Origin of the sequence: Nitratireductor kimnyeongensis (assembly GCF_019891395.1) — a bacterium.
GTDB classification, from domain to species: Bacteria; Pseudomonadota; Alphaproteobacteria; order Rhizobiales; family Rhizobiaceae; genus Nitratireductor; species Nitratireductor kimnyeongensis.
This window is the reverse complement of the sequence record NZ_CP078143.1, coordinates 2,466,555-2,479,959: the sequence shown is the minus strand read 5'-3', so window position 1 is coordinate 2,479,959 and position 13,405 is coordinate 2,466,555. Positions and strand designations below refer to the sequence as shown.

The window sequence follows — 13,405 nt, the reverse complement described above, 5'->3', positions numbered from 1 at the left end:
AGACTGCGGTCGGTTCATACCCACTGCCTTGCAGTACGACATCACACTACTTTCTACGTAATGCATAAAAATGCGGTTTGAGTTCGGGATGGTTCCAAAACAGTGGCCGCGCCGAACTCAGATCACTCGAATGCGTCTGGGCAAATCTGTTGAACCAGACGCTGCGCCTTGCCTCTTCTCTTTTTTCCGGAAGGGGCTGCCCCGGCAGGCGGGAGGCTCAGCCGCCAGCTAATAGCCCCCGCCTGCTCCTTTTCTTTCAGGAGCAAACGAGACCTCCGGGACGATGCCCGGGCGAGCACGCGGTTCACCGATCGCGCGAGCGGGTTCGCGCCGCACCTTTGGACAAGCCGCGATTACTCGGCAGCTTCCGAATAGGAAGATGGAAGATAGTTCAGCACCGGCCCGAGCCAGCGTTCCACCTCCGCCACATCCATGCCCTTGCGCGCCGCATAGTCTTCCACCTGGTCACGCTCGACCTTGGCGACGCCGAAATAATAGCTTTCCGGATGCGAATAATAGAGACCTGAAACGGAAGAGCCCGGCCACATGGCCATGCTTTCGGTGAGCTTTACGCCCGCAGTCTTCTCCGCATCCAGAAGCTTGAACAGCGTCATCTTCTCTGTGTGATCCGGCTGGGCAGGATAGCCCGGCGCCGGGCGGATCCCTGCATAGGGTTCGGCGATCAGCTCTTCGGGTGTGAAATCCTCATCTCCCGCATAACCCCAGAATTCCCTGCGTACCTTCTCATGCATGCGCTCGGCGAATGCTTCCGCAAACCGGTCGGCCAGCGCCTTCACGAGGATCGAATTGTAGTCGTCATTTGCCCGCTCGAAACGCTCGGCAATCGCCACTTCCTCGATGCCTGCCGTTACCACGAAACCACCGATCCAGTCCGGTTTTCCGCTGTCCACCGGCGCAACGAAATCCGACAGGGCGACATTCGGCTTGTCACCGCGCTTGGTAAGCTGCTGACGCAGCGTGAAGAAGGAGCCAAGTCCCTCTTTCCGCGTCTCGTCGGTGAAGAGGCGCACATCGTCCCCAACCGCATTGGCCGGCCAGAACCCGACCACGGCGCGCGGCACGAACCATTTCTCGTCGATGATCTTCTTCAGCATGGCCTGCGCATCGGCAAAGAGTTGCCGCGCGGCCTCGCCCTGCTTCTCGTCTTCGAGAATTTTCGGGTACCGCCCCTTCATCTCCCATGTCTGGAAGAAAGGCGTCCAGTCGATATAGCGCGCAAGCTCTTCCAGATCCCAGTTTTCGAAAACCTTCGTGCCGGTGAAGCTTGGTTTTGGCGGCGTGTACGCCGCCCAGTCTATCCTGTGCGGATTGGCGCGCGCCTTGGCGATCGGCAAGCGCTGCTTGTCGCGTTCTGAGCGCTCATGCGCTTCCGTGACCTTGCGATATTCCTCGCGCAGATTGGTGATGTAACCATCCCGCGTTTCGGCAGATAAGAGGTTCGAGACCACACCCACCGCACGGCTCGCATCATTGACGTGAACCGCCTGGCCGCGATCATAACTCGGGTGGATCTTCACCGCCGTGTGCACACGGCTGGTCGTCGCGCCACCGATCAGAAGCGGAATGTCGAACCCTTCGCGCTCCATCTCTGCCGCCACATGCACCATCTCGTCCAGCGAAGGGGTGATGAGGCCCGACAGACCGATGATATCGACCTTCTTTTCGCGGGCGGTCTCAAGAATCTTCGCCGCCGGCACCATCACGCCCAGATCGATGATCTCGTAATTGTTGCAGGCAAGCACGACGCCGACAATATTCTTGCCGATGTCATGAACGTCGCCCTTCACCGTCGCCATCAGGATCCTGCCGGCGCTCTCGCGCTCGCCCCCGCCATTGGCCCGTTTCTCCTCCTCCATGTATGGAAGGAGTAGCGCAACAGCCTGTTTCATCACGCGGGCCGACTTCACCACCTGCGGCAGGAACATCTTGCCCGCGCCGAAAAGGTCGCCGACGACATTCATCCCGGCCATGAGCGGGCCTTCGATCACATGGAGCGGGCGCTCCGCTTTCTGCCGCGCCTCTTCGGTATCCGCATCGATATATTCGGTTATGCCGTTGACCAGCGCGTGCTCCAGACGCTTTTCGACCGGTAGTTCTCGCCAGGAGAGGTCTTTTTCCTTGGCTTCGCGTCCGCCAGTGCCGCGGTAACGCTCGGCGATCTCCAGCATGCGCTCCGTCGCCGTACCACCGGCCTTCGGCACGCGGTTGAGCACGACATCCTCACAAGCCTCGCGCAGCTCGGGATCGATCGTGTCGTACACGGCCAGCTGGCCGGCATTGACGATGCCCATATCCATACCCGCCTGAATGGCGTGGTAGAGGAAAACGGCATGCATCGCCTCGCGCACGGGCTCATTGCCACGGAACGAGAAGGAGAGGTTCGACACGCCACCCGAGATATGGACGTGCGGCAGGCTCTGAGTGATCTCGCGCGTTGCCTCGATGAAGTCGACGCCGTAATTGTCGTGCTCTTCAATGCCGGTCGCCACCGCGAACACATTGGGATCGAAGATGATGTCTTCCGGTGCAACACCGGCCTTTTCCGTCAGAAGCTTGTAGGCGCGGGTGCATATCTCCACCTTGCGCGCCTTGGTGTCGGCCTGACCGGTTTCATCGAACGCCATGACGACCATCGCCGCGCCATACATGCGGCACAGTCCGGCTTGTTCGAGAAACGCCTCCTCGCCTTCCTTGAGCGAGATGGAGTTGACCACGGCCTTGCCCTGAACGCATTTCAGGCCCGCTTCGATCACCTCCCATTTGGAGGAATCGATCATCACCGGCACACGCGCAATGTCGGGCTCCGCCGCCACGAGGTTGAGAAACTCGATCATCGCCTTTTTGGAATCGATCAGGCCCTCATCCATGTTAACGTCGATGATCTGCGCGCCGCCCTCCACCTGGTTGCGCGCCACGTCCAGCGCGGTGGCAAAGTCGCCGGCAGTGATGAGCTTGCGGAATTTGGCAGAGCCGGTGACATTGGTGCGCTCGCCCACATTGACGAAGGGAATGTCGTCGGTCAGCGTGAAGGGCTCCAGCCCCGAAAGGCGCATCAGCGGCGGGCGCTCGGGGATTTCGCGCGGCGGATGGTTCGCCACCGCGTCGCGGATCGCGGCAATGTGCTCGGGCGTCGAGCCGCAGCAGCCGCCAACCACATTGACCAGCCCTTCGCGCGCGAATTCCGCGACCTGCTCGGCCATCATCTCCGGGCTTTCGTCATACTGGCCGAAGGCGTTCGGAAGACCGGCATTCGGATAGGCGCAGATCAGCGTGTCGGCCACGCCGGAAAGCTCCGCCAGATGCGGGCGCATGGCCGCAGCGCCCAGTGCGCAGTTCAGACCGATCGTGATCGGCTTTGCATGACGCACCGAATGCCAGAAGGCCGTCGGCGTCTGGCCGGAAAGCGTGCGGCCTGAAAGATCGGTGATCGTGCCGGAGATCATCACCGGCAGGCGCACACCCCGCTCGGCGAAGATTTCCTCGCAGGCAAAGATCGCCGCCTTGGCGTTGAGCGTGTCGAAAATGGTTTCGATCAGCACGATGTCCGCACCGCCATCGAGTAGCCCCTGCAACTGCTCGCCATAGGCCATCCGCAGATCGTCGAAGGTCACGGCGCGGTAGCCGGGATTGTTCACATCCGGTGAAATGGAGGCGGTGCGGTTGGTCGGCCCGAGAGCGCCTGCCACGAAGCGGCGCACGCCATCCTTCTCTTCGGCGCGCTTGGCCGCCCGGCGCGCAAGCCGCGCCCCGTCGCGGTTCAGCTCATAGACCATCTCCTCCATGCCGTAATCGGCCTGGGCGATGGTCGTGGAAGAGAATGTGTTCGTCTCGAGAATATCCGCACCCGCCATCGCATAGCGGAAATGTTCTTCCTCGATGGCCTTGGGCTGCGACAGGTTGAGAAGGTCGTTGTTGCCCTGCTGATGGCAGGCGCAGCCGATGAACCGGTCACCGCGAAAATGATCCTCGTCGAAGCCGAGCCCCTGGATCTGCGTGCCCATCGCGCCGTCAAGAATGAGAATACGCTCACGCGCGGCCTTGCGCAGCGCGGCGAAGATTTCCGATCCATCCGGCTTTTCGCCAACGGGGCCAAACAGTTCATCGATTGACGACATACGCGACGCTTTTCATCCTTGATGCTAGAGGGGTCTGCATCACATAAAGATATCTTTATGTCAACATGCAAGCCCCAACCATATCACGGATCAGCCTTGCGTACACGCAGCGATTTACCCGTCCCTGAACGATGTCAGCTCGCCCGCGCCACCGCCTCGAAACTCTCTTCCAGAACGCCCAGCAGATGGTCGGCATTGGCTTTGTTGAAGATCATCGAGGGGCGCATCTTCAACACATTGTCATAAGGGCCTTCCGTGCCCATCAGCACACCGCGCGCCCGTGCCTCGTTGCAGATCGCGCGCGCAGCTGCTGTGGCTGGCAGCTTCGTCTCGCGGTCTTCGACAAGTTCAATGCCGAGGAAGAGGCCCATGCCGCGCACATCGCCGATCAGCGGATAGCGATGCTGCAGCTCGATGAAGCCTGTCTTGAGATAGTCACCGATGTCGGCCGCGTTCTGCCTCAGGCCGTCCCGCTCGATCGTGTCGATCACCGCGAGCCCCACCGCGCAGGAGACGGGGTTGCCGCCAAACGTGTTGAAATACTCCATCCCGTTGTGGAAGCTTTCGGCGATCTCGCGCCGCACCACCAGCGCGCCCATAGGGTGGCCATTGCCGATGGGCTTGCCCACCGTGGCGATGTCGGGCACCACGCCCTGTGTCTCGAATGCCCACCAATGGCTGCCTACGCGGCCAAAACCCACCTGCACCTCGTCGGCGATGCAGATGCCACCCGCCGCGCGCACCATGCCGTAAACCTCGTCGAGATATCCCTCCGGCATGAACACTTGCCCGGCCACGCTCGGGATGGATTCGGCGAGGAAGAAGCCCGGTGCCTCGCCCTTGGCAGCCATGGTATCGATCTGCTCGGCCACGCTTGCGGCAAACCGCTGCGCCAGTTCCTCCTGCGGCCAGTCGGCCGGCGCGCGATAGGCATAGGGCAGTTCGGCCACGTGCACATGCGGCTTCGGCCCCTGCCCGCCCTTGCGGCGAAACTTGTAGGGGCTGAGATCGATCAGCTCCTGCGTCGTGCCATGATAGGACCAGTCGAGAACGATGGCGTTCTCCCGGCCCGTATGCGCCCGCATCATGCGCAGCGCCAGGCTGTTTGCCTCAGAGCCCGAATTCACGAAAGCCGCTATGGAGAGTTCCTCCGGCATGGTCGCCGTCAGCCGCTCCGCATAGGCGACAATGTTGTCGTGCAGATAGCGCGTGTTGGTGTTGAGCGTCGCCGCCTGCCGTGCCAGCGCCTCCACCACCGCCGGATGGCAGTGCCCGAGATGGCAAACATTATTGAAGCAATCGAGATAGGCGCGGCCACGGTCATCAATGAGCCACACGCCCTCGCCCTTCACGAACTTGATCGGCTCCTCATAGGAAATCGACAGGTTCGGAAGGAGCAGCGACTGCCGCTTCTCCACGATCTCGGCCTTGGAGAGCCGCCCTTCATCGACCGCCACGAGCCCGGCGAAATCGCTCGCATCGGGGAAGAGCTCGCCCCATGTTTCCAGATAGCGCGTCTCGCCAACGCCCAGAATGTCGTCGGCGCTCATCGTCGTGTCGCAGGAAATCTGCAAATGCAAATGCGGCATCCAGCCGCCATTTTCCTTCGGCCCGCCCATATGCGCCAGAAACGCACCGGCCTCGACCCGGTCGCCCACCTTCAGCCGGTCCACAACCTCATGGGCAAGGTGCCCCCACAGAGACAGGAAGGCCGGGCCGTCCTCCGGCCTGTGCTCCAGCACCATCACCGCACCATAGCCGAGCCGCGCCGGCTCTATGCTCACCTCGCGCACGGTTGCCTCAAGCGGCACATAAAGGGCGGTGCCAGCCGGCAGGAAGAGGTCGAGCCCCAGATGGCGCGTGCGGCGGGTGCCGGAGATCAGTCGGGACTCGAAAATCTCGCTCGTATAGACCCCGCGATCTTCGCCCCACGGGCCGATGCCCAGAATGCGTCTCGCATCGCCCACCGCCTCTTCCCAGAGCGCCTGCGCCTCGTCTGGCCGCTCCTCGGCTGAAGCAATGGCGATTGGATCGTTCCGGTCGCCAAGCGGCACATGGGCGGTCGGATAGCTCGCAGCCAGCCGGGAAAGCACCGGCGCAAAACGGCGGCGGTTTTTCGTCAACCAGGTTTTCACCGCTCGCGCACCCGGCATGGCCTCAAAGCCGCAGGCATTTCGGAGGATGGCCGTCGCAAAGCGCGGGTCCATCGCCCCCAGCCGGCGCAGAAGATCCCAGGCCGGCTTCTCGCTGACAGCAAGATAGGGATTGTCGGCCACTTCCGACTGGCGGCTCGCCGAGATCGTCACCGAAGTCACAAGCCGCATGGCAACGAGATCGAACAGGAGGTCGATTTCGTCTTCCAGCAACGGATATTGCGCATGGAAACCCGCCGCCAGCGCGCCGATGGCGCCCAGCGGATCGTCGCAGTCGAGCGCACCATAGGCGCCGGCAATCGCCACCTCGCAGATCAGCGCGCTGTAAAGTGCATCGCCGAAATCGATCAGGCCGCAGATTGCCGTGTGGTCGTCCGGATCGACCAGTACATTCCAGTCATTGGCGTCATTGTGGATCACCCCACCGCGCAGGCGCGAGAGCCGTGGCAGCACCATCGTCTCGAAGCGCGTGATGAAACGCTCAGCAAGCGCGCGGTCATCCGCATCGCGGATATGCTCAAGCCGCGCGCGGCTGTTGCCTGCAAGGCGCAGATCCCAGTCGAGCGCCCGCACCGCGCCGGGGTGCATGAAGCCGGAAAGCGCGTTGTTGAACCGGCCAAGCAGCGCGCCGAGGCTCTCCATGGCCGCCTCGCTGCGCGGCACTTCGGCAAGTGGCGTGCCCTCGATCCAGCTCACAAGCCGCAGCCTGTGCGTCGCACCGTTCGCGCCGTCGACAGCCCCCAGTGCGTCACCCTTCAGCGTCGGAAGCAGCTTCGGTAGCGGGAGGTCAGGCGCAGCGGATTGAATGTGCTTTAGAAGCGCTGTCTGGAAATCGCTCTCCTCGACCGGCTCCGCCGCATTGACGATCTTGAAGATGAACGCACCCTCCGGCGTCTTCACCTTGAAATTCTGGTCCCGCTCGCTCGCCAGAGCCGAAAGCGTGCCCTCGATGCCATAGACATCATTGAGGAGCCCTGCCGCCTCTTCTTCAGAAAAGCGCGGAACCGTGTCGAGAATTGCGGTCATGCTGAACCCTCCCGCGTGCCGTTTCCGGCCTGTCATTCATGCAGCGATCGAGACCACTTTCAGGGTCGTTGAGAACAACCGAACTAGGAGAGTTCCGCGATCAGCTCGTCCGTGGTCACCTGCCGGCAATAGCCCTTGATGGTGCGCAGCGAATTGTCGTGCCGCTCCTGGCTGTAGGTCAGGCAGGCATCCGTCACCTGCGTCACCAGATAGCCCAGATCGCAGGCATCGCGAATGGCGCTCTCCACGCATTGATCCGTGATCAGCCCGCAAATGATGAGCTGCTTCACGCCGAGATTGCGCAGAATGTAGTCGATATGGGTCGAGACGAAGACGGAGGAGGAAGACTTCGGCAGCACGATCTCGTCTTCGCCCGGCGCGATCTCGTCGATCACCTTTCCGTCCCAGGAGCCCTTGGGCACATTGAAGCCCGTGATCTTGTAATCGAGGCTGCGGTCGCGCCCGTCCAGCGTCAGGCTTTCGATGGTGGTGTACATCACCTCCACGCCGGCCTTGCGGCAGGCCGCCTGCAGCTTCTGCATGCGCGGGATGACTTCGCCCTCAAGCCGGCCGAAATACCAGCCATATTTCTCATTCAATGTCTTTTCGTCGAGATCGGCAAACTCCGCGCCCTTCTTCTTGGCGCTGAAATTTTGCACATCCACATAGAGGATCGCGGCCTTTGCCGGCTCGATGGGAACGTTGCGCGTGAGTTCCATGTCTATAACTCCGTTGCGAAGCGATGCACGACGGCGGTCATGAGCTTTGCCCATTCTGCCTGCCCGGCGGCATCTGAAATGAGATCGTTGCGAATTTCAATGAGGCTGTGCGGCAGGCCGCTTTCTTCCCCGTGACGCGGCACAAACCAGTCCGACTCATCGTCGATCTGGTAGGGCTCGTTCATACCGATGGTCAGGTTCGGCGCATTCTCCAGCACGAGCTGTCGCAGCCGTTCGGAGGTCGCTGTGTCCTTGCGATAAAGGAAACTGATCTCCCAAGGACGCTTAACACCATCGCTAAGCTGCGGATTGAAGCTGTGGATCGATAAAATTGCCTGGCAATGGGGCAGGCCGCGCAGTTTCTTCACCGCGGCATCGAAGGGATCGAAAATCTCGCGCTTGCGCGCCGCGCGCTGATCCGGCGTCAGGCCCCGGTTGCCGGGAACCGGCACACCATCGCTCATCTCAGGCATGGAATCAGGTGCTTCCGGCGGGCGGTTGCAATCGATCACCAGCCTGCTGTAGCTCTGCAGCACGGCAGGTGCCCCCAGCCTGTCGGCGAGAAGCCGGGTAACACCGGCAGCACCGATATCCCAGCCGATATGCGCATCGAGCGCTTCGGCATTCAGACTCAGATCGCCCAGTGCCTGGGGAACGATCTGCCCCGCATGCTCGCAGACGAGAAGCACCGGAAAGGTGCTTTCCCCATTGATGATCGTGACCGGATCCGGGTCGAGCGGCGACAAGAGGCGCTCGCTCTCTCCGACAGATGTGTGAAGGCTCATACTTTCTCCGCCTTGAGGGCTGGCGACGGGATCAGGCCGTTCGGGCGGAAGATCAGCACGAGAACGACCAGGCAAAGGGCGATGGGATCGCGGAATTCCTGCATGCCGGCAGGCAGGTAGGCGGCCAGATAGATTTCGATGAACCCCAGAAGAAAGCCGCCAGCCACGGCGCCGCGCAACGATCCGAGACCGCCAAGGATGGCCGCGATGAAGGCTTTCAGAACAGGCGTGAAGCCCATAAGTGGATCGACAGAAGCACGCTGGCTCACCCAGAGCACAGCGGCAACGCCAGCAAGGAAACCCGACAGCGCGAATGCGCCGGCAATCACCGTGTTGGCGCGGATGCCCATCAGGCGTGCGACCGAGAAGTCCTCCGCCGCCGCCCGCATGGCGATGCCGATGCGGTGATGCTTCATGAACCGGTCAAGGAGGATCAGCATGACGATGGTGGTAACAATGGCCGCAATCTTGTTGACGCCGATCACCAGCCCGCCAAAGCGCACGCTCTCCGATAGAATTTCGGGAACGAACACGGCCTGCGAACGCGCGGAAATGAAGTTCTGAAAAAGAACCTGCAGAATCATCGAGACCGCGAAACTCGTCACCAGCATTGTCGCGCCGGAAGCGTTTCTGACCGGCCTGAAGGCAATGCGCTCCATCACAATTGCCGCCAGAACCGCAGCAGCAATGGCCAAAAGAATGGAGAATGCGAACGGAACGCCGGCAAGGCCACAGGCCATCAGAATGTAGCCGGCAATCGTCATCAGCTCGCCATGGGCGAAGTTGATCAGCCCCATGGTGGAAAAGACCATGGCAAGGCCCAGCGCAAGCAGCGCATAGGTGCCGCCCAACGCGAAGGCATTGACGGTTTGCTGTAGAAACAGATCCATTAATCGGCCCCCAGATAGGCAGCTTGCAGCGTGTCGGAGTTGCGCAGTTCGGCCGCCGTACCGGAAGCTGCGATGCGGCCGCTGGCCATCACGTATCCGCGATCCGCGATTTCGAGCGCCATCGATACATTCTGTTCGACGACCATCAGCGTCACCCCCTGCTTGCGCAACACGGTGATCAGCTCGAAAACCTGCTCGACGATCTTCGGCGCGAGCCCCAGCGACGGCTCGTCGAGCAGGAGAAGACGCGGATTGCTCATCAACGCGCGGCCAACGGCCAGCATCTGCTGCTGGCCGCCCGAAAGCGTCCCAGCAAACTGCTCACGGCGCTCCCGCAGGATCGGAAACAGATCGAACACCCGATCAAAGGCCGTTTTCACCTCGGCCTTGTCCCGCATGGAATAAGCGCCCATGAGCAGGTTTTCCTGCACGCTGAGCGTGCCGAAGACGCGCCGCCCCTCGGGCGACAACGTCATGCCAAGGGAGGCGAAACGTTCCGGCGCGCTGCCGGTCACGTCCTGCCCCTTGAAGGTGATCCTGCCTGCGCTGGCCGGCGCCAGGCCGACCAACGCATTGAGCGTCGAGGACTTGCCCGCACCATTGGCGCCCAGAAGCGCGATGATTTCGCCTTCGCGCACGTCCAGGTCGATACCGCGCACCGCATGCACGGCACCGTATTGCACCTGAAGCGACTGGACTGACAACAACGCAGACACGTGTCCTACCTCACTGAACGCGAGGTTCGGGGATGAGCGCGGCGTCCGGCGTCGGCTGACCGATCAGTTCGCGGCCGCCATCCTTCACCCGGATCAGGCTCACCTCGCGCAGCGGCATGCCGTCCGTGCCCTTGTAGGTGATCATGCTCGTCGCGCCCTGCACGTTCTCCAGATTGGCGATGGCGTCGCGCAACGTCTGTGCGTCGGTGGAACCATCCGCCGCGATCACCGCTGCCTCGATAACCTTGATGAGGTCGTAGCCAACGGCGTTGAACACGGTTTCCGGTGCCTTGCCGTTCACCTCTTCGAATTTCTTGTTGAAGGCTTCGAGCGGGCTGCCCTCGGTCGGATGTCCCGCAGTGGTGAAGACGAGACCCTCAGCAACTGCACCCAGCGAGAAGGTGGTCGGGCTGTCGATACCGTCAGAGCCGATCATCTGGCTTTCCACACCCGCTGCACGCAGCGCTTTCAGCATGGACGGGAAATCCGGCTCATAGGTCGAGGTCATGATGACGTCGGGCTGCGGGTCGAGTGCCGCAATGCGCGTGGCAATGGCGGAGAAATCCTGCTGGCCGATCGTGTGAGTGTCCTCGCCCAGCATCTTGCCGCCAAGCTTCTCGAACACTTCGGCGAAGTAGAGCGGCATCGTCGTGTACTGCGTGTCGGGCGAGTAGATGATGTAAGCGCTGCGGTGGCCCTCATCATAGGCCCATTTGGCCGAAACGGTGGCCTGCACATTGTCGCCGGGGAAGTTGGCGAACATGTAGTCGCCGCCGATCTGCGGAAGCGTCGGCGAGGAGGCGCAGGTGGAAATGGCGGGGATCTGCGCTTCGGTCACCACGCCGATGGCGGCAAGCGCCGGATCGGCATCGCAGGGCAGCACGATCACGGAAACGCCCTCATCCACCAGTTCCTGGGTGGCGATGGAGGTCTGTGCTGCGTCGGAGCGCACATCCTTTTCCAAAAGCTCGATCTTGATCTTGCCGTCGATGCCGCCAGCCTGGTTGATCTCGTCCACGGCAATGTGAATGCCGTCGATCACGGGCGTGTCGAAGGGTGCGAGTGCGCCGGTCTGTGCCGTTGCAACGCCGACGCGCAGCGTTTCTGCCGCAGCCGGAAACGCCATCGCACTGGCGAGAAGCGTGGATATGAGCAATTTGTTCATGTCAGTTCCCTCTTTCTTGTTTATTCGTTTGTCAGGCGGCCTTGCCCGGCCCGAGATATGCCTCGATGACCGCAGGGTTCTCCCGAATGGCAGCCGGGGCGCCATCCGCAATGAGCTTTCCTTCGTTCAGCACGACAATGCGGTCGCACAGTTCGTTGATCAGCTTCAGATCGTGGTCGACCAGCACGACGCCGAGCCCCAGATCGGCCGAGAGCACTTTCAGCCGTTCGATCAGATCGTCGGTCTCTTCGCGGTTCATGCCGGCCGCCGGTTCATCGAGCAGAAGCAGCGTCGGTTCGCAGGCGAGCGCACGCGCAATCTCCACCCGGCGCTGTTCGCCATAGGACAGCGTGCCCGCATCCTCACCGGCGCGTTCCTCGATGCCGAGGCGCGCGAGTGCTGCACCCGCACGTTCCTCCGCATTCTTTCCGCCATGGGTGGACAGGGCCGCTGCCAGAACGTTCTGATAAACCGTCAGTGTTGGAAACAGTCGGATGTTCTGAAAGGTGCGGGCAATACCGGCATCGGCGATCTTTTCCGACGCCACGCCGGTGAGCGATTGTGAGCCCAGAACCACGTCACCCTGGGTCGGCTTCAGCACGCCGGAGATCATGTTCAGAAGCGTCGTCTTGCCGGAGCCGTTAGGGCCGATGAGGCCCAGAATCTCGCCCGGATTGACCGCGATGCTTACATCGTCCACCGCACGCAGACCGCCAAACTGCATCGACACATGCTCGACCTTCAGCCGGTCATCGCTCGTGCGTTTGCCGAGCGCCTCGGCCCGGCCCCGCTTCGGCTTGAACGGGAAGACGCGCTCCTCCCATTCCTTCAGCCCCATCACGCCTTCCGACATGCGGAACATGGCAAAAAGAATGAGAAGCCCAATGCCGATCTGAGTGGTGCCAAACACGGCCGGCAGCTCGAACCCGCCAATATTCATTCCGCTTTCGAAGCGGCGCAGGATTTCCGTGATCACAGTGATAAGGATCGTGCCGGAGATGGCGCCCGTCACCGTGGTCATGCCGCCGACGATCAGCATCGCCAGAAGCAGGAACGTGTCGTGGAAATAGAATTTCTTGGGGCTGAACGCGCCCAGAAAATGCGCGATCAGAGCACCCGAAAGCGCCATGATGGCAGCACTCAGAACCCATGAGACAAGGCGCTCACGCTGCACATTGATGCCAACGGCCTTTGCCGCAATCGCATTCTCGCGACCCGCCCGCAGACGCAGGCCCGAAAGCGAATCGCGATACCAGCGCGCCGCGATCAGCGCGATCACACAGGCCACCGCGGCGATGATCAGCGTCGTGTCACGTGGCACGCCGAAGAAGGACTGTGCGCCGCGCGTCACATCGCGCCAGCCGATGATCACGCCATGCACGATCACCAGAAGCCCCAGCGTCGCGATGGACGCCGCCGACCCTTCCAGCCTGCCGATGGCAATGCCGATCAGCAGCGCAATCACCGCCGTTACCAGAACAGCGACAATGATTGCGGGGATGAGCGAGAGCTCGGTGGCTGCAAGCCAGTCCGGCAGCCCGCGCAGCGTCGCCATCTTCAAGCCCGCCGGTAAGGTCAGAAGTCCGGAAACATAAGCGCCGATGCCCATGAAGGCCACATGGCCGAAGCTCAGGATACCGCTGTTGCCGCTATAGACGCCGATGCCCGTCACGGCGATCAGCGAGATGAAAAAAACCGTCAGCACACGTTCGGCAGCAGCGCCGAAAAGACCGGCGACGACAACGCCCGCCACCGCTAGAACGATAATGGCGAGAGCGGCGGCAATGAAATGCTGGCGCGACGACGTGAACATGT

General features: G+C 61.8%; 8 protein-coding genes. All 8 read right to left on the bottom strand.

The window, feature by feature from the left end; all coding sequences use genetic code 11:
* Positions 1-353: 353 nt before the first annotated feature.
* Positions 354-4,136: a methionine synthase gene (gene metH, locus KW403_RS11735; protein WP_223019666.1), complete on the bottom strand. Its 3,783-nt coding sequence runs from the start codon at positions 4,134-4,136 to the stop codon at positions 354-356.
* A 134-nt stretch (positions 4,137-4,270) separates the two neighbouring features.
* Positions 4,271-7,315, bottom strand: a complete 3,045-nt coding sequence (locus KW403_RS11730) for an aminotransferase class III-fold pyridoxal phosphate-dependent enzyme (RefSeq protein ID WP_223019665.1) — start codon at positions 7,313-7,315, stop codon at positions 4,271-4,273.
* A gap of 83 nt (positions 7,316-7,398) precedes the next feature.
* Entirely contained in the window at positions 7,399-8,034 is a 636-nt protein-coding gene (locus KW403_RS11725; protein WP_223019664.1) for a cysteine hydrolase family protein, read from the bottom strand.
* Positions 8,035-8,036: 2 nt separating this feature from the next.
* Complete coding sequence (locus KW403_RS11720) at positions 8,037-8,819, bottom strand: N-formylglutamate amidohydrolase (protein WP_223019663.1); 783 nt, start codon at positions 8,817-8,819, stop codon at positions 8,037-8,039.
* Positions 8,816-9,709: a branched-chain amino acid ABC transporter permease gene (locus KW403_RS11715; protein WP_223019662.1), complete on the bottom strand. Its 894-nt coding sequence runs from the start codon at positions 9,707-9,709 to the stop codon at positions 8,816-8,818. Before KW403_RS11715 ends, KW403_RS11720 begins: the two co-directional genes overlap by 4 nt.
* Positions 9,709-10,416: an ABC transporter ATP-binding protein gene (locus KW403_RS11710; RefSeq protein ID WP_223022539.1), complete on the bottom strand. Its 708-nt coding sequence runs from the start codon at positions 10,414-10,416 to the stop codon at positions 9,709-9,711. Before KW403_RS11710 ends, KW403_RS11715 begins: the two co-directional genes overlap by 1 nt.
* Before the next feature lie 19 nt (positions 10,417-10,435).
* Positions 10,436-11,590 carry an ABC transporter substrate-binding protein gene (locus KW403_RS11705; protein ID WP_223019661.1) on the bottom strand — a complete coding sequence of 385 codons (1,155 nt, stop codon included), beginning with the start codon at positions 11,588-11,590 and terminating at the stop codon, positions 10,436-10,438.
* 31 nt (positions 11,591-11,621) lie between these two features.
* Positions 11,622-13,403, bottom strand: a complete 1,782-nt coding sequence (locus tag KW403_RS11700) for a branched-chain amino acid ABC transporter ATP-binding protein/permease (protein WP_223019660.1) — start codon at positions 13,401-13,403, stop codon at positions 11,622-11,624.
* Positions 13,404-13,405 lie beyond the last annotated feature (2 nt).

Excerpts from the sequence above, each read along its gene's own strand:
- metH (WP_223019666.1), bottom strand. The coding sequence starts at position 4,136 with ATGTCGTCAATCGATGAACTGTTTGGCCCCGTTGGCGAAAAGCCGGAT.
- KW403_RS11730 (WP_223019665.1), bottom strand. The coding sequence starts at position 7,315 with ATGACCGCAATTCTCGACACGGTTCCGCGCTTTTCTGAAGAAGAGGCG.
- KW403_RS11725 (WP_223019664.1), bottom strand. The coding sequence starts at position 8,034 with ATGGAACTCACGCGCAACGTTCCCATCGAGCCGGCAAAGGCCGCGATC.
- KW403_RS11720 (WP_223019663.1), bottom strand. The coding sequence starts at position 8,819 with ATGAGCCTTCACACATCTGTCGGAGAGAGCGAGCGCCTCTTGTCGCCG.
- KW403_RS11715 (WP_223019662.1), bottom strand. The coding sequence starts at position 9,709 with ATGGATCTGTTTCTACAGCAAACCGTCAATGCCTTCGCGTTGGGCGGC.
- KW403_RS11705 (WP_223019661.1), bottom strand. The coding sequence starts at position 11,590 with ATGAACAAATTGCTCATATCCACGCTTCTCGCCAGTGCGATGGCGTTT.
- KW403_RS11700 (WP_223019660.1), bottom strand. The coding sequence starts at position 13,403 with ATGTTCACGTCGTCGCGCCAGCATTTCATTGCCGCCGCTCTCGCCATT.